The organism is Deferrivibrio sp. (genome assembly GCF_055117995.1).
The window spans coordinates 1-22,330 of sequence record NZ_JBSQOT010000033.1 but is presented as its reverse complement, the minus strand read 5'-3'; the positions used below and the strand labels follow the sequence as shown (position 1 = coordinate 22,330).

Here is a 22,330-nt window from a genome sequence, read left to right as displayed (position 1 = left end):
TTATTTACCTCCAACCTATGTATTTGGTGGAGGCATGTTAACATACACAGGTGGGGATTTTTAAGGGCCTTTTACTGGGGAATTATTTTACCTTTAACATCTCTTAACTGTAATGTTGCCAATAGATCTACTAAAGTGACACGGAATTATGAACACTACCTATAAAGTAGGTAGGTTTAAACTACCTATTTTTTTGATTTTTTATACGCTTAATTTCTTCATCAATTAGCTCGCTAATTTTCTCCTCTTTAATATAAAAGTCTTCATAAGCAGCTTCAGATTTATCCGCAAATGCATTAAAAATTTGTTCTTTATTTTCAAGCAAATCAATGATTCTTTCATCAATTGTATCTTTGCATAAAAGCCTATACACTAACACATCTCGAGGCTGACCCATACGATAAGCTCTTGAAATAGCTTGATTTTCTATTGAGGGTTTTAATTGTGGCTCACATATAATTACGACACTAGCTGACTGAATATTAAGGCCGATTCCACCAGATTGAATTTGTGCTACTAGTACTGTCCCTGCAGGAGATTCATTAAAATCATCAATTATTTTTTGTCTATTTTCAGGAGAAACTTTTCCACTTATTGGATCTAAACACATATTACCCAACATCAACTTAATTTTTTTTATGGTATCTAAGAAAAAAGAAAATATTAATATCTTTCTCCCATTTTCTTTGGCTTCATTAATAAGCTCAAGCATTCTTTTTGCTTTAGAAGAATTACGTAAGTTATCTATACTCCATGAAACACGCCTAATATCCATAAAATTTCGACTGAGAACTGCCTTTTCATATGCGATTCTTTCTTCAATACCTAATGTACACCATTCTCTAGTCTCTATAAGTTTTGGCAACTCTCCTAATACATCTTCTCTTTTTCTTCTATAATAAACGGGAGCAATTTTTTTCCTAAAATGTGGAGCATGGGCCAATGATTCCATCCCCATAATGGAATTAGCTACTCTAGGTTGCAATATACTAATCAAAGAAATCATTTCATCTACTTTATTCTCTAGTGGTGTACCTGTCATAAATAATATTTGTTCGGCTTTACTACAAAGATTTTTAGTATTAATAGTTCTTTTTGCATTAGGATTTTTAATATAGTGAGCTTCATCTACAACTATAAGATTAATTTTAGGTATTGCTTCCAATTTAAAATACCCTGTTGTTTCATAAGTTGTAACGGCAACTCCACCGTTATCTATCCACGCTTCTAATGATCTCTTTCTACTATTCCCGTGAACTTTTTTTACATTGAGTCTACTATGTTTATTTATTTCTCTGCACCAATTTTCTATTACACTTGCAGGACAAACAACAACAAAATGAGTAGAGTTTTTATTTTTCAAAGCAACCATTGTAGCTATAGCTTGAACAGTTTTACCTAAACCCATTTCATCACCAAGCAAAACTCGTTTTTGGTTTAAAATATATCTTACACCCCATTCTTGATATCTCCGCAATTCACATAAAAGCCCTTCTTTAGAAAAATCTTGGGTAGAAATTTTTGAAGCTATTTCTTCTGGCAAGCCATATACAGAATCTTTAGAATCAAAAAATTCAGGTGCAATTTCTTCCAATATATTAAAATATTTAATTGAGTCTTTTTCAAAATCACTCCAAGCATAATTCTCTGTAAAATTCTTAATTTTATCATATTCTGAAATTAACGCTTTAGTATTATCCTTAAATTCATTTTCATAAAATAAATATAATTTACTGTATGTTTCTACAGCTTTTGATCTTTTATCTTTTGACGCGAAAAACCATCTTATAACATTCTTCGCAGGCTTTATACCTTTTAAATCATGATCTAATTGTTTTTCAAAAAGTTGTAAGAATTCAGAACTAGAATTTGCAAAAGAAACAGAGTTTTTATATTTTGAAATAGCAACTATAAGTTTTGTTGCTTCTTTAGTTTTATTATCAGCGCTTATACTAATTTTTAGTTCTCTTAAAGTGTCTATTAATAATTTATGTGCAATATTTTTAATCTCACGAGCTGTATTACTACTTATCCCTCTAATACTTTCAAGAGTATATTCTGAAGCTAAAACAACATCCTTAATTGAAGTAAATCCGCAATTAATTAGAGGTCGTAACCTAAAACCGCTTTTATGTCTATTAATTTCTTGAATTGGTACTTCTTGAAGTACGCTTAGAGCCTCTGCAGCTGCTAATTCATTTACAGCATTTTTTATTTTATCTTTATAGGTTTTAAGTGCAGAAACAATTTCTTTTAGTTTATATTTTATATATTTATATTCACTTATTAATTTTCTAACATCTTTAAATGCAAAAGGTCTATCCATTTATATTTAATCACCTTATCTTAAAAAATTAAAACTATAAATCTAACCATAATCTAAATCGTCAATTAAAGTTAGTATATAAGTCATATCATCCATAATTTTAGTTTTAGCAAATGAATCAATTTTATATATAAAACGAATAATTTCTAAATTTATTTTTAAAAGTTTCACAATATCTAACAGCCATTTTAAACAGGATAAAATAAAATCTTCAGACGATAATTTTTCTTCCATGTCTGACATTTCATCAATTAACTGTTTCCCTTCCTTTTCAATTGAGTTAAACATATAAATATATTTATCAATAAATACTTCTCCTAAATATTGTTTATACAATTCGATATCCTTGTAGCTTTCTCTTATAAATTGATAACTATCAAGAGTAAGTTTGATAATATAAGCTAATAAATCAATAGTGACTGTTTCTTCGTTTTCTTCAACTGCTTTAACTCTATTTACTAATACCTCAAGTTTTTCACTTAAAGTTTCAATTTCCTTGTATCTCTTCTTTAGCAAAGACTTCAACTTCTTCCCCAGTTTCTAAATCTACATAACCCAAACTGTCAGTTGGATATTCATGTGGCAACATCCTACGCAAATTATACTTTACTCTTTTTCTACATTCGCAGGCATACTCTAATAATTTTTTTGTATCCTCTTTTGTTACTTCATTTTCAGGAAAGAGTAACTTTGCTAACCCACTAAAAGTCCTTTTAATTGCCATACTATCTCTCTGAGTAGCATTATTAAGCTTAAAATATTTTTCATATTTATCTGTATAATTATATTTTCTCATACTTCTCATAAATTCAGCGAAGTAATCAACAATAAATCCAGATTTTTTTGTAATAAATTCTGGCCTCATTTTAGGAAACTCCCATCCAGGTATAAAGCAGTGAATCCTTTCTAAAAACGCTGTATCCTGCATTTCTTGAGCTATCCATTGGAATAAATTTTTATTCTTGTCTTTAATTATATTCTCTATAGCCTCATCTATATTCCCGACAAATACCATAGAAGCATCTGCAAATCTGGTATTCTTACCTCTTGAATAAGAACCAGACTCCATATAATCTTTTAATATTTGTATACTTTCCTTGTTTTTAAAAACATTATATGAGATTTCATCAAAGCCAACTACATCCCATAAATTTACCAAACCCAAAACATTCTGCCTCATTATAACACCAGCCCATTCAAAAAGCTGAGCTACAGTAGTCTTACCACCGGAAATAAGAGTCGCATTAGGTGAAATTTCTTTATAAATAAAAGACTTGCCTGTACCCCTTGGTCCAAGTTCGATTAAATTATAGTTATTTTCCACAAAAGGTATAAGTCTATACAAGAAAAGAAATTTTTGTCTTTCATTAAAATAGCTCGGTTCAAGACCACAACTTCTCATTATAAAATCTATCCATTCTTCCAATGTAAACTTTTTCCTATTTTCAAAGAGTTCCTCTAAATCCACTTTCGGTACTTGTATAGGCTTAAAGTCTTTTAATAAATAAGGTACTGGTAAAGCATCTGCTCTACTTTTATGTTTTTTATTTTCAGAGTATTCATCCTGAACAGCTTTAATAACCTTAGCATTTTTTTCAGAAAGCCAAATCATACAATCTTGGCCATCAAGCGGTCTTTGTATATCTATTTCTTCCTCTATAAGATTTTTCAATCTTACATAAGATAGTGTTATTATCCCCCATACACCAGTTGTTAATAAACGTGGATTTTTTTCTATAAAATCGGGTATTAATTGTATTTTATCAATTTGCAATGTTTGAAGTTTCATAAAATAGTTATCTTCTTTTTCGTCTAAATAAACTTCTGCTTTATCAATTACTTTATAAGAACCCTCCTCTCTCATTAGATATTTAATCTTTTCTATTTCATCTGCTCTTACATAATGCTTCGTTAATATATCTTTAACAGTTTGCATTCCATCTTTTATTTGTTCTTCATCATTTGTAGCACAATACATCCCAACAAGATATTCTATTACAAAGCTTGGGGCATTATATCCTGTTTTTAATTTTTGCCCTAATTCTTTATTAACAATTTTACCTGGGAATAGCTCGATTATTTTATTGTCAAGTCTGTCCATAAATTACTCCTTCAAAAAAAATCATTTGATATAAGAATATTAATTTTAAAATCATACTCTTTAATTAAAACTTCATTATCCTCGTCATAGAATTTTAACCTATATGTTTTATCTTTGTCAAAGCTAATTGGCTTTAGCTTAAGAGTCAAAACTTTTGTTCTATCATTTATATCTTCAGAATTTGCATCAAAGTTCACTAATCCAACACTTGATAACAGATTATTATTACTATCATAAACACCCACCTTAATTTTCAAAGGTAATACATCTTTACTTATAGGTTCAGATTGTAAAAACTTAAATTTAGGGTTGTTTGAAGTAATAATATTTTTCGTAGGAGATATCATTTCAAAATCAACACTTCTTTTAGACTGCTTTTTTGTATGCCTTATTTTTATCAAAGGTAGGATTAATTCTTGTAAGCTAACTCCACCATGCAAAAATCTCTTACTTGCACCATTAGTAGATTTAAATCTTAAGATATTCTTAGGAATCAAGATATTGTTCCTTTTTATTTCACTATTATCAATTTTTTCAAAATAATGACTATTTGCTATAGGCTGTATATTGTCTCCTAAAACGTATCTTGGATTTAATGATATCTTTGACTTGTCAAAAGGAAAATCTATTTTTAAATGTTCTTCAATCTTTGAATCTAGATAAATAAATCCATGATCAGATGTAATAATAATATTAGTTATATTTGAGCTTCCAAGTTTCCTAATGATTTTTTCCAGTGAATCTATGCATTGTTCTACCGCATTAAAAACGTTGCCTTCAGAAACATTATCATCTCCAATTTTATCAATAATATTCTGATAAATAAAAATAAGATTTTTCCCTTTAAACAAATCTTTTAGTTGTGATGTTGTAAGAGAATTTACATCTTCTTCTGTTATAGCTAATGAATTGTTATTAAATGTTACTAATAAATCATTCCTCATTTTTGTATTTGTTGCGGGTTTATCATCTACCAACACAGACCCATCGTCTTTTATTTCAATTTTATTATGGGGAAGCAGAGAGGCCATACCAACTGTTGTGATTGTTGGAATGTTAGCAACTAAGTAGTCTAAATCAACCTTCAATCTATCTGCATTTAAGGAGAGAGCATCAACCAGCTCACAACCAATTTCATACCTTAAAGCATCAGATATTATAACACATACTCTCTCACTTCTTTCTATACGTTCTTCTATAATTTTTTTGTAAAAACTAAATTGATTATGTGAATTATCATTTATAAAATCGTATGTTAATAAACTATCCCATTTTGAATTTAGTAAGTTAATAAAATTAAAATATTTATTCTCTAGTTTCTTGTAATAATCTAATAGTAAATCATTGTTTCCGTTTTTATAGTAATAAATAAACTTTCTATAATTTATATCTATTGAATATAACTTTGTAGTATAAGACGACAATAAATTTTCAATTTTATCAGCATCAGGATGCATAGCAATGAGAGATTTTTCAAATTTCAAATAATACTCTATAGATAAGTAAGTATTTTGATAAATTTCCCACCAAAAACTTTGCTTTCTTTTTTCTATTATATCTAAATAATACTCAATATTATTTTCTATGTCCTCTTTTGCCATTTTATCTAAGATAATATTTTCAATATTTTCCAGAGAGTAAACATCAGCTAAATCACCAAGATTTAAATTTACCAGTTTTTGAGATAGGTTTGCTTTATTATCAACATATTGTGAAATTTCAGAATATAAGTGATTATGTTTAGAGTTATATAGCCATTCTTCAACAAAATGCCCGGCAACCTGCAGACCCTTTCCTTCAAAAGATTCAATATACTCATTAAATAAATTTTGTTTCACAAGTTGAGGCGCTGTAAGCAAAATATGGGAGCAAACTAACAATAATGCAAATTTTATAAGTGTTATTTCTTCACTTTTAATTTTAAAATGCTCTTTGATAATTTTATTAAGCATTAAGTCAAGATTATATTTTGCCAACTGCTCTAATGCTTCATTGTCTTCTTCATCCAATCCGTTTTCAAAAATTTTAAATAATACAGCTTCCAAATCATTTTTTGCAGCGTTTATTACAGTAGCAATCATTCCTAATGATAATTCCTTATAATTAGGTTCTTCAGAAAGATATGATTTTAATTTACTAAGGCGTTTTTTATTATTAAAAAATGTCCTATAATCATTATATAAATAATCAAATTCTGCAAATCTAACATTTAATTCATCTTTAATTAAAGATTTGTGGTCAGCAAAAAACACATCGGAATAAAGCAAAATATCAGCTAACCAGTTTTTTTCTATAGGTGGCTGAGCTGAATTATAATAAAGCAAAAATTTATCTAAAGGTTTTTCTTTTTCAATTAAATACTTTAAATAAAATTCATTATTCTCCACTTTACAAATATTAACATCTTCTAACGTTAGATTTTCAATATCATCTTCAAAATTACCTTCTTCATCAAACCAAAAAACAATACGGCTTCGTGAAAATTTATCTAACAGCTTCTCTCTTATATCCATTAAACTAACCCTCTGATTTTTGTTACTTGCATAATTTATTATCAAACACAACTAATATATCTTGAAATTTACAATAGTTTACTTTTACACCATCATCCAAGTCAATTTTTAACATCTTGTCTGCATAATGTTTTAGTCTTACATCGTATTCTCTTAGCTCAATTAAATATTTTTCTATCTTATCTATCGTATTTTGTGCTTTTTTTAATGTTTGCCCGCTTAATACATTGTTATCGATTGATTGCTGAAGTCTATTTTTCTCTGATTCAAGTTTTTCCATGTAAGGGTGAAGATAATCTGTCCTTATTTTTGCAACAATTCCTGGATAATATCTATGCATATAAATTAATACATTAAAAGCACCGGCACCTTTTGGATTGGAGCTAAACATCCAGTAGATAGGTCTTTTTTTATACCTACTCACATGATCACTATAAAATTCTTTATGGAAATATCTTCTCATAACATCTTCATCTGATTCATTTGATTTTTTACCAAGTGCATTTGCTATAAATGATAGATTTTCATATAATGACTCTTCTGAAAAAGTAATCTTTAAAAACTCTTTAAATCTTGTAACAATATCATCTTCAAAAAAATCAAATTCAAATACAGGTATGATGTTATCGTCATCTATAGTAAATGTTGAATGTTGAATGTTGAACTTTGAATTTGCTTCTTCTATGCTTACTCCCATATCGGCGATATGTAAACCTTCGTGATCCAGTGAGTATCTACCAAACATACAGCCAACAGCATAGGAGATAAATTGTTTGATAATTTCATCAGTGTTAAAGATAAGCTTTCCATCTACAATCTTTGTTTCCTGCTTTAAAATTGTAATATCTTCAAGAAGCACATCCGGAGTGAGCTCATCCTGGAGCTCATATATATCTATAAATAGTCTATTTAACTCTTCTTCATTTGAATGAAGTTTAAAAAATTTTTCTTTCCAATATTCACAATAGCGATTATAAATCGCTTCTAATGTTAAATTTTGAGTTTTAAATTTTGAATTATTTTTCTTGCTTTCATTCAACATTAAAAATTCATAATTCATAATTCGAACCAACTCATTGGTTCGGAAGTCCCACGATGTTTCTCTGCTGTCCCAGTCTTCTTTAGAAATGTCTATACATTCTTGAGTAAGCTGGTCAATTTTTTGTTTTATTGATTCTTCTTTTGGAAAGATAATTGGAAGTTCAACAACTTGCCCAATATTAAAATCCATTGTAGGAGCAAGAATTTTTAATATATTATTAGTTAATTTTGAATTCATAACAGACAATATATATTTTATTTTTGTTATCTCTGGATAAATCGAAGCTCCTTTAAAATCTGATATATATAAGCCTTCAAAATACCTTGCATTAAAATTTCCATTTGTCAAAGCTGTCCAAGTAATACCTTTTCTAAACCAAAACTTAGGATTTAGAAGATTTGCTGTCGGATGTTTTTTATAAAAATCAAGAGCATTTTCTGTCCAATCAATAAATAATTCATTATTACCAAACCATTTCTTATAATTACCACCTTTATTATAAAAAACCCACTTTTTATTTTTACCAAAATCTTTAGTATTTATTTCCCATACATATCGCAAAAACTTATTATTATCGGCTGTTTTATGGAGTGAACCAGTATATTCTACAATTTCCTTCAATTTTTTACTATTTTTGAATATCTCCTTAATCCTATCACTCACCCAATAAGCAATAGGACTACCTGGAATCTTTTCAAAATCTTCCTGTTTTGCCACATACCTGTTTTTAGGATCAAAAAAACCTTTCTCTTTTTCTTCACTGCTATTGTAATCCGTCAATCTTATAAATGTAGGCATAGGTTACTCCTGATTATTTATATATTTTAATAAAATTTCAATAAGCTCTACAAATGTGTTCAATTTCATTTTTCCAAGCATCGTTGGTTTACGCTTATTTCTTATATTTATATCTTTTAAGTAAATAAAATTATTTTGAATACTAAAATTGTTATGAAAAAAAGCATTTCTCAACCTTTTGAGCAATGATTGATATTTAACATTACTACAAGAAGTAAAAATAATTGTATTTGTTATATTATTTACTGACATAGTAATTGCGTCTGATGATTTAGCTACAATAAATTTTACTTTATGTTTTTTTTCTAAGTTCGCTATTTCCTTAAAAAATTTTTTATTAGAATTTTTACCTTTTAATTTAATATTATCAACTTCAAAATTATTTATCTGAGCGATAAAAATAACAGGTAACACTTCCTCACATATTAATTTTTTGTTTTCTTCAAATACTGGTAGTTCTAATTTAGCTTGTTCAAATACTTCTTTAAAATTACCCAAGTGTATCTCCAGGCTTACATTTCCTTATCACAAAAGCAGTATTTTGAACTACTTCACCACCTATTTCAGGAAAAGCTCTTGTCCCTAAATGAACCATATTTACTATCTGATAATTTTTTAAGATTTTCTTTCTCAATTTTTCATAACTACTTAAAAACATCCAACTTTGCATAGTAATCATAGCTTCAAATCCACCCTCTTTTAAAAATTCAAAGCCTCGCTCAATAAACGCCGCAAATAAATCTGATTTTGAATCAGGATAATTTTTCTGCAAAAATTTCTTCAAAATTTCATTATGAGCTTTATTTCCCATATATGGTGGATTGGCTACAACAGCATCATATTTTTGACCTAAAACCTTAGCTACTTTTAAAATCTGATAATATTGCGAAGCATATTTCTTGGTAAGCTCAAAATCGTCATTTAATTGATTTTCTAATATTTCTAAGAAATAATCTATTTTGTCTAAGTATTTTTCTGGTATTGTAATCAATGAACCAATATTTTTGGCTTCTAAAAAAACTGATAATATTTCTTGTAGCTGTTCATCTTCTTCTTTAGATAATCCTTTTATAAATTCGGTGGAATCTACAAGATTTTTATCTACTTCTTGTATTTCATAGATATTTAAATCTAACTTTTGTCTAAATATTCTTGACCCGGCGTATTCTCTTGCTTTCATCATTACAGCAAAACAAGCTAACTGTGCTGCTCTTTTATCTATATCCAAACCATAAAGATTTTTTTCAACTATATTTTTAACAGCATCAAGGTCAGAATAACCCATCTCTCTGTATATGTTCATTAAAGTGTCAAATACTCTAATCAAAATATGCCCTGAACCACAAGCAGGGTCTATTATTTTTAATTCTTCAGGGTTTATATTTGAATAAAACTTCTTTTCAACATCCACATCTGATTCTACATAATATTTCATCCTTTCTTTCAAGACAGATTTTGGATATGACTCAAGCCAAATACGTCCAGTCGAATTTTGCACCAAATAATCCACAATCCATCTCGGTGTAAAAAGCTGTGTAGCTGCTGGGATATCTTCTTTTTTATATGCTTTTTTACTTCCAATTACTTCATCTTTTTTTTCTGAAATATAAAACTGATAAAGCCACCCAATAATTTCAACATCTTTCCAAAAATCAGATGGAAGTCCTTTGTCGATGTAGGCTATTATTGAATTTGCTGCTAAAAGGAGATCCGGAAGCAATAACTCTGTATAATCTTCAATTTCTTCAAATATAAAAGGCATAGCTTTATGAAGATTATTACAATGAGCAATCAAAAGTTTTTTGTACAATTTTTCATATTCGTTGCTTAGTTTTAATTGTATTACTTCATTTTTATCAAGTAAATTTGTCTCTTCAGGAGCACTTAAAACATCAGGATACCATTTATCTGAAGATGACTTTACAAACCGATGATTTATATATCCATTCTCTTCCATAAACTTTAGAGCTACAAATCTGTTAAACCATGTATAAGCTACTTCATCTATTAGACTTAAATAATCACTTTTACCTTTTTTTACTACTTTAGCGATTTCTTTCCATTGCTTTTTAGGATATACACTTTCGTTAACAATTACTTCGGTCTTAACTTCTTTATGTTCTGCTACCCCTTTTTCACTAAAGCCCAGCAAGGCAGCTTTTGCTTTTACTTGCTCAATAAATAGCTGTCTTGCCCTAACAGCAAATTTTTTTACTTCACCTGTATTCATAATTACTCTCCAGAAATCTCAATTTTTTTATTATCTTGTAGCTCTTGATAGAGTCTTTCCTTTAATTCATCCGTAAAATTATCAATATCTTCTTTAGTGCTAATAATTTTAGGATAAACTAATTTAGATATTTTAATTTTCTTCGGTGGTTTTTCATTATTTTCGGCATATTTTCTATTTATTTCTCTATTAATATCTTCTTCTAATGAGCTTATCTTCCTTATAAATGTAGCACGTCTTGCAATAACATTTTCAATTTTTATTTCATTTCTTATCAGGTCAGCCATTTGATCTAAAGAATCTATTTTTCCTGATATATCTATGTTTTCACCTTTAGATACTTCTAAAATATGTTCATATTTTTTTGTTATTTCATCTATATATTTATTTTTTAAGGAGCCTAACTTTTCTTTTAATGTCTGACTAATATCATCTATTTCATTTGCCAAAGGTATAGTTAAATGAAACGGAGATTCACTATTCATGTATTGTTCGCATTTTTCCAATACTTCTTCCCCTGGCTTGTAATCATAATGCTCTATCCCATCTTTATATGTATTTATAAACTCTATTATATCTTTATGTCGAGGTAGTTGATTAGTAATAAAGTTTCTAAACTTTCCAAGATATTCTATCCAAGTGTGTAACTTTTCTTCTTGTTTTATAATTTCTTTAATAACATCTGCCTGTTCACTTAATTTAGCGATTCTTGTCAACCCATCTAAATATTCCTCAGCAGTAAATTTTGGACGAAAATTTGAAGACAAAAGATGCAGGTTACTTTTAATATCCTCTATAAACTCAGTGATAAACTTTTTAAACTGTTTAGTGAAATCATCTGGTTTTTCCTCAGGGATATTATCACTTACATCTTGAAAAATTTGTTTAGCCTTATTTATTTCACCTTCATCAGCAACCTGTGGCAATTTAACATAAACTACAGACTGGTAAGATGCTTTAGTAATTAATTCTTCAAGTTTTGAGTGAAAAGCACTGGATACTTTTTGAGTTTGGTATTCTAAATGTATTTTTTCATTAGCAACCAAAATTGCAATAATATATTGTATATCTAATAGCTTCCATCCGAAGGGTTCTTCTTTAAACCTGTCATAAATTTTCTTCAGTGTAACACTATTTTCTATGTGGCTAATATCCCTAATAAAGTTAATTATCTCATTTTCAACTGATTCGCTTGTATTAACGTCACCAATTATACTTCTATTTTTACTTAATGCTTCTTTTATCTCATTTGAAGCCTTAATCGTATTTGGCACAATAAGATACATTTTATTGTATATATGCCCTATTATTTCATCTAACTGTTGTTTTATAAGATTTTGATAGTTTACCGGCTTTGGGAAATGAAGCTTGGTGCCCAAAGAAAAATAGTCAGCATTTGCCAGTAGCTCATCAATTATTTTCTTTAACCTTTTTCTTCTTTCATCATTTTCTTTTTGTATCTCTAAAATAACTTTAGAAAATGAATCTTTAGTTGAACCTTGATGTTTCCTTATATATTCATTTGTTTGAAGAAAAGATTTTAATTCTTTTTCCAACTCATTACTGTTATTTAATCTAATCAATAATTTTCTTTGCTGGCTTTGCATTGTCAGATATGGGTCACTCGTATCAAAAGAGTCATATTGGGTAGCAATTTTGATTTCTAATTTGCCGTTGCCTTTCGAAATATTATCAACAGTCCTAGTTATTTCATAGTCATTGCTATAATTAGTATATTTATGTTTGGTTTCTGGATATAACTCATGAAAAATTATTTCATAAATAAAATTTGATTTAGTAGCTGAATCTACTGCTATTTTCTTGATTTCTTGTTTTATATCTCTTTCTTCGTTAGTTAGAAAATAATAGTTGTCACCACTTTTATTAATAAGTACTTCATGTTCCAACTTTAATAGGCTATTTTTAACTTTATCTTTTAATGCTTGCTTATCTTGGTCTATTACTTCTAACATTAGAATTACAATGTTATCAATATTTGACTTTATCTGCCCAATATATCGAATCAAAAACAATAATTTTAGCAAATTTACATCAAAAATATCTAGGCTCTCATTTTTTTCAGCATGTTTAATTGTTAGTAATACATGGGAATCCATAAAACCTTCTATTGTATCGTAAAATAAATAAAATGGTGATATGTAGCCTATTTCCTTGTTTTTAATCATAAGACAAGCTTGCTGAAAAGCATTTAACATACTTCTTTCACCATGTGATAAATGCTTACCTGAAATTCCCATTGTGCGAATTGCTTCAAAAACTTTTTGTAACAATGTAAACTGGTACGGTACAAAAGGGTATGAATTTATAAAGTCATTTTCATCCTTATATTTCTGAAAAGTAGCGGTATCGGCTGTAAAACTAAACTGATTTTTTAAGATATTTATATTATTTTCGTAAAGTTTTTTTAATTTATCCGCTGCTTCAACATTTTTTGACAAGATTCTCTTTTTAATAACCTCATCAGTGTTTGAGCCAGAAAGTGAGAATCTTATAAATCTTCCCAAAATTTTCGAAAATTCATTTTTACTAGTTCTTGGTAAATCACCAATTATTGACTCCACATCTTCCTGAGAAGTAACGACCACCCAAGCAGAACCTTTACATTTAACACCCAACTCTTCAACTATTGTCTGAAGATTTAACATCTTATTAGTATCTTGGGCTATAAACTGCCCAACTTCATCAACCATAAACAAAAGTCTATAATTGTTTGTATTTAATTCTTTATTTTTTTTATCTATAAACTCTTTAACATTATCAGCAAAATCAGAAATACTTACAGAGCTAAAATAGTCTTCTTTAGATTTATAAAAATTTTCAGCTTTTTCTACTGTTACATCGTAGCAAAAGGCAAGAGCCTCAAAAATTTCTTCTTCGTAAAAAGCAAAATTATGTCTTTCTTCTACCCAATTCTTCCCTGCTAATTCTTCAAATTTATTTTTAAACTTTTCATAAAGTCCATTATTGTCCAAATCTCTTTCAATTTCAGCGATAAAGGGAACCCTCCCTAAATATCCCAATTTGTCATAGAATACTCTACGAAAAACATTAAGAATTGTTTCTTTATTTCCAAGATTGCTGCTATCACTCATGCTATCAATATTAAAAAGGATAATATCGGCTGAGTTTTGATAAGCTCTTTTAATATTGGCAGATAATAACGCATCAGTTTTAATTTTATCTCTTATTATTTCTCCAGCACTTATATCACCAATAGCACGGTTTTCTATAATATATGCGAGCATTTTTAATAAATGAGATTTACCCGAACCAAAAAAACCTGAAATCCAAATACCTATTTTATCAGTTTGTGTGCCTAAAGTATCAACGTAATGACTGAAAAAATTATCTAAATATTTTTTTACTTCATGGGTTATGATATATTCTTCTATCTCACTTTTAAGAATACCCAAATCATCTTGACCAACCTTAACTACACCATTTATAGGTCTTTCAATATCTTTTTCAAAAATATTTTTTATAATCATCTTACACCACCCCCGCAAATTTTAAACGCTCTGTAAAAAGCTTTACTCTCAAGTTTATTAAATAATAGCAGTTGCCCCTCTGTATCGCTTATTTCAAAAGTTCCCGGGTACATAAGTATGACAGTTTTGTTATATATTTTTTCTTGCAATTTATTAATGATTAAATGAGCTCTTAATATAGGGTAAATGTTTCCAATACCTGTTAAAATCAAAATATCTGGTTCTTTGGTTACACTTATTTTCACTATTTTATTAAGAATTAATTCAGGATCTATAATAGACTTTAATCTAGTAAAAAATTTTTCAGGAGTGAACTTTTTTTCTATTTCAAAAGTTTTTTCCAATAAATTATTCTCTTGTAGGTAATTTATTGCAATATCATAAAGATTTAATATTTCTACATTGTACTTAATTTGTTTAGATTCAGATATCTGATTTATAGTTTTTCTTACTTCTAATTCATCTTCAGGATTATAATCGAAAATATAAAAGGGAACTTCATTAGCAATATTTTCTCGCTTAAAGTAGTTTTCATCTTTTAAGATATTTATAAGACAGTTTAACTTACTTGTAAGACTTTCATTCATTTTATCACCTAATATTTGTTATAATTTCTTTGTCACTCATCAAAAGACCTTTTAAAATTTCAGTGTTGTTGGCGTAATAGCGTATTATACCATAGTTCAATATAGGTTTCATTATTTTTTTATTTTTACCATTATCTATTAAGCCTGCCTGCTCTAATATCTTAAAAGTAACTTGTTTTAATTTTTTTCGAGTATTATCTGTTAATGTCTTCGTAGCTTTTTCTTCTTTAATATACAAAAATTTAAAAAAATCACTGTCATGTAAGCTAAAGTCAAGCAATTGTAACTTAGGTAATACAGTTTCAATCATAAATTCAAGCATCATAGGATAAGTTTCCATAATATTAGCAAATAGTAAATGCTTTTTACTGTCAAATGGCAGCTCAGTTATTAGTTCAGTAAAATTGCTGTCCATATAGTTTAATCTTCTCTTAAACTCTACAAACATTCTTTTTACCGTTGATAGTCTATTTTTTTGAAGATAGTTGTTAACTAAAACCTCTGTTTCGATCTCTTTATCTGATAAGCCTTTCTTTTTCAGCTCAATAAGTTTTAAAGTTTCTAATACCGGCATAGATAATGCCGTAGATATCCAATAAGTTTTCTCTTGAGTACTAATGATACACCTCCTATATCAAATTTATGTAATACAAAAATTAACAAAAAGCTCTTTTCAATATAATCTTAACTGTCTTAAATAATGCTCCTTATTGTCAAGAAAAAATTAAAATTTATGCTATTTTTTACAAACGTTACCTACTGTTAATGTCAATAAAAAAATAACAAGATTACCAATATAAAATTAACACTTTTTTTACATTACTTCACCTCAAAATCTCACTTGTTATTTTTTATCTAAACTAACTCAATTAGTCAGGAAAAACATATAGAAGAACCAAATACATTAACTTGATAAAGGACTCAATATATATTATAAGCCGTAAGGGAGACGTAAAATTACTAATAGAGTCTATCATATTCGAATATTTTAGAATAATGAAATAATTTTTATAAAATACTTAGATGTTTCTATCTTTATTTTTTTCACAAGGGATTTTTAACACATTTTGTGTATAGTTTTTATCGTTAAAAGTAATAAATTTCAGTCTTTCTTGAGTTACATCAGCAAAAACTATGTATAACTCAAGGTTTCCCTTTTCATACCATTGCTCATCTTTTTTATAACCTATCTCACCTTCACGGAAATAATGGTAAAGATTTGATATATTTTGTCCACTATAGGGATATATTAGATACATCGATTTACACGAATGATATTTAGTGCCATAGGCATAAAGCTGATACACATCTGATTGGGAAATCCCTTGATGTATTTTATCTTCACTTAGGAGTTTCCATTTAGTATCAGCAATAATTTTTCCATCATCTATAACAATATCTGGTCTTAGTTGAAATGCCCCATTGCCTTCACAGTATGCAAGGTGATGTGTTTTGTCTTGCAATGTAACATTTGTACAATTCATTTTAAAATAATGACCAATATAGCTTTCAAAAAGTAAATTCATATCAAATAATAACGCAAAAGCTACGTCATTGCCCTTATAAGGACTAAATGAATTTTCGAGTAAAAATGTTTTACACCATAAAAGAACCTTCTCATAATCCTTCATTTGTCTATCAAGTTTTACTTTGCTAAATCCTAATTTTATATCTTTACATGGAGATATTCCATCAAAAATAAACAAGAATTCTCGTATTCGTTGTTGATTTCGATTTGATTTTGATTTTTTATAAAGATATTCCAGTGTAGTTTTAATTAGACGATTTTCCACCCTATCGCTTAAATACTCTTGATATTCTACAAAAAACCGTTCTTGATGGATTGTATTTTTTTTAATTTGTTGTCCAATGAGCAATTTACCTTTTAAAAATCTGAGATTTTCTTCTTTTGTAATATAATCACTTTTTATCCCTTTTTTGATAAGTTTTGAAAGTTCATCCAAAAACATTGTAATAAAAATTTCCAAAAGCGGTATTTTTGCATTTTTCAAATGTGCCATATTGAAATTTTTAAAAGGTGAATTTTTGAGAGTTTTTAACATACGAAGGAGAATTTTTTTTGCTTCTTCTTCACTTGCATTGTAAATTTTTGGTAATATTTCTATGGTTGTCCCATCTCTTGTTTGGATGACACCAACATAATTTTGGGCTTGTAGAATTTTACCGTACCCTTTTTTAGTAGTGATTTTCAGATACAGTGCTGTTTCTTCATTATCTAAAACAAACTTTTCTAAAGCTTCAAAAGTTTCTGGTTTAATATAGTTGTTTGCATCTTCTCTTTTATATTGGAGATATTCAAACTCTTTTAAAATCAATTATTATCTCCCTATTCTTCAGACATATTTATTAAAGAGTAATCACCATATATTTTTTGGTACATTTCTAAAGAAAAGTGGCTATTTACTTTGTATTCCACAGCTTCATTTTCTATGTCAGGATGATCAAAACCTAATATATCACTTTCTTTGACCTCTTGACTTTGTATAAATTGATATTTTTGAAAATCTTCTTTTATGTTTTTCTTTTTAAATTGTTCAGGATGATCTCCTAAAACAATTTGTATTTTTTCCCAATCATCATAAAAATACTCTTGAAGTAAAGGGATGATTTTATTTCTGAATATATTATCTAACTCCGCTTTTGCTTCATCACCACTTTTGTCTATTAGACTCATAAAATAAGCATGTCCAATAGTATGGTCACGATCATAAAGATATTCAATTCGTTTGTTCATTGTTTCTAAAAGTGATTTGACATTGACACCTTCAATCGAAACATCTTCTAACAAATCGGGACGAGGCCTCATCTCTTCAAAATGAAATCTCCGGCGTAGTGCTGTGTCCATAAGTGCGATACTTCTATCTGCAGTGTTCATAGTGCCAATGATATAAAGATTTTGAGGTATACCAAAAAGCTCATTAGAATATGGAAGTCTCACTTGCAGAGCTTCTTCTGCCCCTATGCGTTTGCTTGGCTCAATAAGGGTTATAAGCTCTCCAAATATTTTTGAGATATTTCCACGGTTGATTTCATCTATGATGAGGATGTAGTTTTTTGAACTATTATCTTCTAATTTAATATTATATGTTTTTTCAATATATTCGCTAATTGGAACAAGATATGGTTTCCAATCAAGAATTTTCTTGTTTAACAAATATTCTTTTATCATTTTTTTAGTAACAGTCATTTCCGTTGCTTTATCTGTATAAGGCTTTGCAACAATAGAATCAGATGAATTTCTAAATACTTTAAACTTTTTTTTATGTTGTTTTGTTTCTAAATCTATTGTTTCTTTCTCATTCAATTCGTCTAAAAATCTACTATAAACTTCTTCGAAATTATTTTTTGATCTTGCTTCTTCACAAAGTTTTTTAAAAATACCAGATTGTACTTCATATTTAATATTTTCATTATCTGTTGTTTCAGCCTTAATCCCCTCAACAAACTCTTCATATCCATAGCTTTGATGAAAGGTTACAAATTCTATTTGACCAGATTGTTTATATTCATCAAATTTGTCTTTTAATATCTTTCGTTCTTCGATTGTATGAGTATTTTTTTCTAAAAGCTTTTGAATTTCATCATCACGTTCTGCCTCTAAAATAATTTCCAAAGCCTTATTGATCGTATTATACGTTTTTCCTGTTCCAGGGGGACCATAGAGAATTTGGTTTAAGGGTTGTTTTGCATAATTTGACATAACTTCTTCTCCATAGTATTCATCTTCATCTTCTTCCTCATCATCAGTTTGTTTAGGAGTTTCAATGATTTGAAAGTCTTCTAAATTATCTTTGATATATCTTTTTAATTGATCTGTCGTAAACATATAAAAATTTGCAGGTCCGTCCAAACCATTAGCTATTCCTATAGCAATAATACTTAAGGCTTTTAATGGATATTCATTTTCTTCAACAATTATTTTTATTTTTATTTTTGATTTTACCCATTCTGATTCTTTATATTCTTTTGTTGCTTGTAAGAAGTTTTCTTTAGTTGGCATTTTATATTCCCAAGTAATAACTTTCTCTGGAATATCTTTGGGTTCGAATTTATTAATAAAATTAGATAATTCATCATAATTTAATCTCGAAACAATAAGCCATTCATTTTTACCTAAAGTTTTATGTTCAATTAAATAATTATGTTTTCCCCGTTTATTAATTCTATCCCATTCATTTCGTGTTTTTATTCCTTCAACATAAAAAGGGTCACAATTAAATGCCTCTCTAACTATTTTGTTTGAAGAGCTTTTTCTGTTTTCAAAATCTTCTAATACCCACTTTAAATAAAGTAGAATATTTTTTCTATACTCCTTTCCTCTTTCTAAAATATAACTTTTGATTTCATCTAAATCTAGTTTGGCCACTTCACTCTCTCCTTAAATTTGTACAAAGATTTTTTATAATCAACATACTAAGCTTGCAATATTTTAGCACAAATTATTTACTTGTAAAACCTTACCTTGTCCAAGATTTTTTAATAAAAGTATAGCTCATTAAATTTACTGTGTAACCAAAAGCTCTAACTCAATCTACTCTGTACCAATAGACAAATTAAATATTGGTGGATTGTCCGGTTCCTTTTTTAGTACAACCTCATTGATTCTTCAATTATTGGGGCATTTCCTGCACTTTATTTCGGATTAAAGCATAAAATCCCTTTTATGTTAATAAATCCCTCTATTACTCCATTTAATACACTCAAAAGAAAAGGGGTAACTGACCTTAGCATTCTTGAATCGTATAAAAAATCTGAAATACAATTACAAGATTTGATAAAAAAAGATGATGGGGCAAACCCAAAAAGAACCATTATAATCAGTAAAAATGATGAAGTTGTAAATAATGATATAATACTTAGCACTCTAAAAATAAATAAAGAAGATTTAATAGAAACAGATTGGGGGCACATTGTTCCAACTGAAGACTATGGTCTTATCGTCAAAGAGCTAACTGCCCTAGCAAATGCTCTTTAAGGAATGTTATGATTAATTTAAGTTATATTATAATCTTACCAAAAAAGAGGCGTACTTATGAAAATAATATTCAGCAAATAATGATATAAACATAATATGATACACATGGCATTATCTCACTTTTGAGAGTTTATGATATCCAATTAAATATATATGGAAAACTGAATAATAACCAGCTAATATTATGTATAAACAATACCAGGAAAGTTGGTATAATTGAAACAAATGTGATTTAATAAATGTTGGTGCAAAAATGAAAGAAATAGCTACAAAAGAAAGTTGGAAAAACATTCCTATTGATAATCCCAAAAAATTGAAATAGACTTATTTTTAACAGATAAACAGTTTTCTAAACTGAAAAATGGACTTATTCCTCAAGAAATGGAGGATAAGCGGTTCATTTATTATGAAAACGAATGGCTTTACTTTCACCGCTCTTGGACAGGCTACGGAATTTATAAAGCAAAAATTGACAAAGTAACTGACGGCTACATCATAAGAGAGCTTTGGGTTGAAAGAAACAAAGAAAAATATAATAATGAAGACGATAATGCAGACATTGAAACTTTTTTATTTTTAATTGCAAGAGGCCTTTTAGAAATAGATGTACGCGACATTTATCTAAGAAAAAATATCAAATCTGAAACAGACACGATAAAAAGTTGGAGTAACTTCGGAAGTATGCTTTTCACAATTCAGAACGTTGATTATTTCAAAGAAATAAAATCAGCACTTTTTGGTGTCGCAGTTGGTGATGCTTTAGGTGTTCCAGTTGAGTTTAAGACTCGAGAGACACTTCGCAAAAATCCCGTAACAGATAAGATCGGTTATGGAACATACAATTTACCACCTGGAACCTGGTCTGATGACAGTTCGCTAACATTTTGTCTTGCCGAAGCCTTGACACAAGATTTTGATTTGAATGTAATAGGACAAAATTTTGTAAAATGGGCATACGAAAATTATTGGACACCACATGGAGATGTTTTTGATATTGGCATTGCCACAAGCCAAGCAATTTCAAGGCTTGCAAAAGGTGAAAAACCAGAGTTAGCAGGTGGATTTAAAGAAAATGACAACGGCAATGGTTCGCTTATGCGAATTTTACCTTTAGTTTTTTATTTACTCGATAAACCAATCAACGAACGTTTTGACATTACAAGAAAAGTTTCGTCAATTACACACGGGCATATTCGTTCAGTCATTGCTTGCTTCTACTATCTTGAATTTGCAAAGCAAATTTTAGAAGGAAAAGATATATTTGAAATTTATAAAAACTTGCAGACAGAAATTTCAAATTACTTGGCAAAGCTTGGAATCAATCCAACAGAAATTGCAAATTTTGACAGATTGTTAAAAGGTAACATTTTCAAAATTGATGAAAGCGATATTCAAAGTAGTGGTTATGTTTTGCATACACTTGAAGCAAGTATTTGGAGTTTGATGACAACAGACAATTACAAAGAAGCTGTTTTGAAAGCAGTGAACTTGGGTGACGACACAGACACAACAGGCGCAGTAACAGGTGGGCTTGCAGGACTATACTACGGATTTGACAACATTCCTAAAAAATGGCTGCGACAAATTGCAAGATATAGAGATATAGAAAATTTAGCAGAAAGGCTTAACGACAAAATTACCAATCACTGACATAATGTTACGTAAGCCTCAATTGTTAACAAACTTGGCAACTTTTACAATTTTTAAATGGAAGAACTATTAGTCAAAAAATTTATTGAATAGTAACACTACTCCATTCTTTCTTATTATCAACATAATGGATGTAAATCGCTTTACACAACCTTACGCAAAATGAAATGAAAAAATAAATCAACCTGCATACGATTATTTTGTAAAAGATAAACAATAAAAATTATTAAACCATTAACTGTTTTAAAAATATTGTCAGAAAATAGTCCATTAATTTGTTTACTTTCTTAAGTAGGAGATTTTATGGAAAGTTTGGAAGAGATAAGAAAACAGGCATCTTCTTTAAGACAAAGTCAAAAATTTTCTGAAGCATTGCCACTTTTTAAAAAGCTATGGGAAGAGGGGAAAAATGAAAAGTGGGATGGATGGGGGTACGCATTTTGTCTTAGAAAATTAGGAAATTATTGTCAAAGTCAATCAAAAATCCCCACCTTATGGCCCTTAAAATTCCCCAGTTAGATTTACTCCTTTTTCACATCACGTAAACTTTTTATTCTGTAACTTTTACCGGTTATCTT

Annotated in this window: 15 protein-coding genes; 3 read left to right on the top strand and 12 right to left on the bottom strand. The window is 28.7% G+C overall.

What is annotated here, in order from left to right:
- Positions 1-181: 181 nt before the first annotated feature.
- The 12 genes from ACTCAF_RS08695 to ACTCAF_RS08640 form a co-directional block, all read right to left on the bottom strand.
- Positions 182-2,326: a DEAD/DEAH box helicase gene (locus ACTCAF_RS08695; protein ID WP_463062897.1), complete on the bottom strand. Its 2,145-nt coding sequence runs from the start codon at positions 2,324-2,326 to the stop codon at positions 182-184.
- A gap of 42 nt (positions 2,327-2,368) precedes the next feature.
- The gene (locus tag ACTCAF_RS08690; protein ID WP_463062896.1) at positions 2,369-2,851 is read right to left on the bottom strand and encodes a hypothetical protein; all 483 of its coding nucleotides are present in this window, start codon (positions 2,849-2,851) and stop codon (positions 2,369-2,371) included.
- Positions 2,814-4,427: a BREX system Lon protease-like protein BrxL gene (gene brxL / locus ACTCAF_RS08685; protein ID WP_242820846.1), complete on the bottom strand. Its 1,614-nt coding sequence runs from the start codon at positions 4,425-4,427 to the stop codon at positions 2,814-2,816. The genes ACTCAF_RS08690 and brxL overlap by 38 nt, the downstream gene beginning before the upstream one ends.
- Positions 4,428-4,438: 11 nt before the next feature.
- Entirely contained in the window at positions 4,439-6,940 is a 2,502-nt protein-coding gene (gene pglZ, locus ACTCAF_RS08680) for a BREX-1 system phosphatase PglZ type A (protein ID WP_463062895.1), read from the bottom strand.
- 22 nt (positions 6,941-6,962) lie between these two features.
- Positions 6,963-8,780, bottom strand: coding sequence for a BREX-1 system adenine-specific DNA-methyltransferase PglX (gene pglX, locus ACTCAF_RS08675; RefSeq protein WP_463062894.1), 1,818 nt, complete (start codon positions 8,778-8,780; stop codon positions 6,963-6,965).
- Positions 8,781-8,783: 3 nt separating this feature from the next.
- Entirely contained in the window at positions 8,784-9,278 is a 495-nt protein-coding gene (locus tag ACTCAF_RS08670; protein ID WP_242820843.1) for a hypothetical protein, read from the bottom strand.
- Complete coding sequence (gene pglX / locus ACTCAF_RS08665; RefSeq protein ID WP_463062893.1) at positions 9,271-11,010, bottom strand: BREX-1 system adenine-specific DNA-methyltransferase PglX; 1,740 nt, start codon at positions 11,008-11,010, stop codon at positions 9,271-9,273. Before pglX (ACTCAF_RS08665) ends, ACTCAF_RS08670 begins: the two co-directional genes overlap by 8 nt.
- A gap of 2 nt (positions 11,011-11,012) precedes the next feature.
- Positions 11,013-14,519, bottom strand: coding sequence for a BREX system P-loop protein BrxC (brxC, locus tag ACTCAF_RS08660; protein ID WP_463062892.1), 3,507 nt, complete (start codon positions 14,517-14,519; stop codon positions 11,013-11,015).
- The gene (locus ACTCAF_RS08655) at positions 14,516-15,106 is read right to left on the bottom strand and encodes a DUF1788 domain-containing protein (protein WP_463062891.1); all 591 of its coding nucleotides are present in this window, start codon (positions 15,104-15,106) and stop codon (positions 14,516-14,518) included. Before ACTCAF_RS08655 ends, brxC begins: the two co-directional genes overlap by 4 nt.
- A 4-nt stretch (positions 15,107-15,110) precedes the next feature.
- Positions 15,111-15,680, bottom strand: a complete 570-nt coding sequence (locus tag ACTCAF_RS08650; protein ID WP_463062890.1) for a BrxA family protein — start codon at positions 15,678-15,680, stop codon at positions 15,111-15,113.
- Positions 15,681-16,125: 445 nt separating this feature from the next.
- On the bottom strand, positions 16,126-17,442 hold the full coding sequence (locus ACTCAF_RS08645; RefSeq protein ID WP_463062889.1) for an McrC family protein: 1,317 nt from the start codon (positions 17,440-17,442) through the stop codon (positions 16,126-16,128).
- Positions 17,443-17,453: 11 nt separating this feature from the next.
- Positions 17,454-19,493: an McrB family protein gene (locus ACTCAF_RS08640; RefSeq protein WP_463062888.1), complete on the bottom strand. Its 2,040-nt coding sequence runs from the start codon at positions 19,491-19,493 to the stop codon at positions 17,454-17,456.
- Between the two features lie 297 nt (positions 19,494-19,790).
- Here ACTCAF_RS08640 and ACTCAF_RS08635 point away from each other — a divergent pair, with 297 nt between their 5' ends.
- The 3 genes from ACTCAF_RS08635 (at position 19,791) to ACTCAF_RS08625 (ending at position 22,271) form a co-directional block, all read left to right on the top strand.
- The gene (locus ACTCAF_RS08635) at positions 19,791-20,102 is read left to right on the top strand and encodes a hypothetical protein (protein WP_242820836.1); all 312 of its coding nucleotides are present in this window, start codon (positions 19,791-19,793) and stop codon (positions 20,100-20,102) included.
- 381 nt (positions 20,103-20,483) lie between these two features.
- Entirely contained in the window at positions 20,484-21,752 is a 1,269-nt protein-coding gene (locus tag ACTCAF_RS08630; RefSeq protein WP_463062887.1) for an ADP-ribosylglycohydrolase family protein, read from the top strand.
- 303 nt (positions 21,753-22,055) lie between these two features.
- Positions 22,056-22,271 (top strand): hypothetical protein, encoded by a 216-nt coding sequence (locus ACTCAF_RS08625; protein ID WP_463062886.1) that lies wholly within the window; start codon positions 22,056-22,058, stop codon positions 22,269-22,271.
- Positions 22,272-22,330 lie beyond the last annotated feature (59 nt).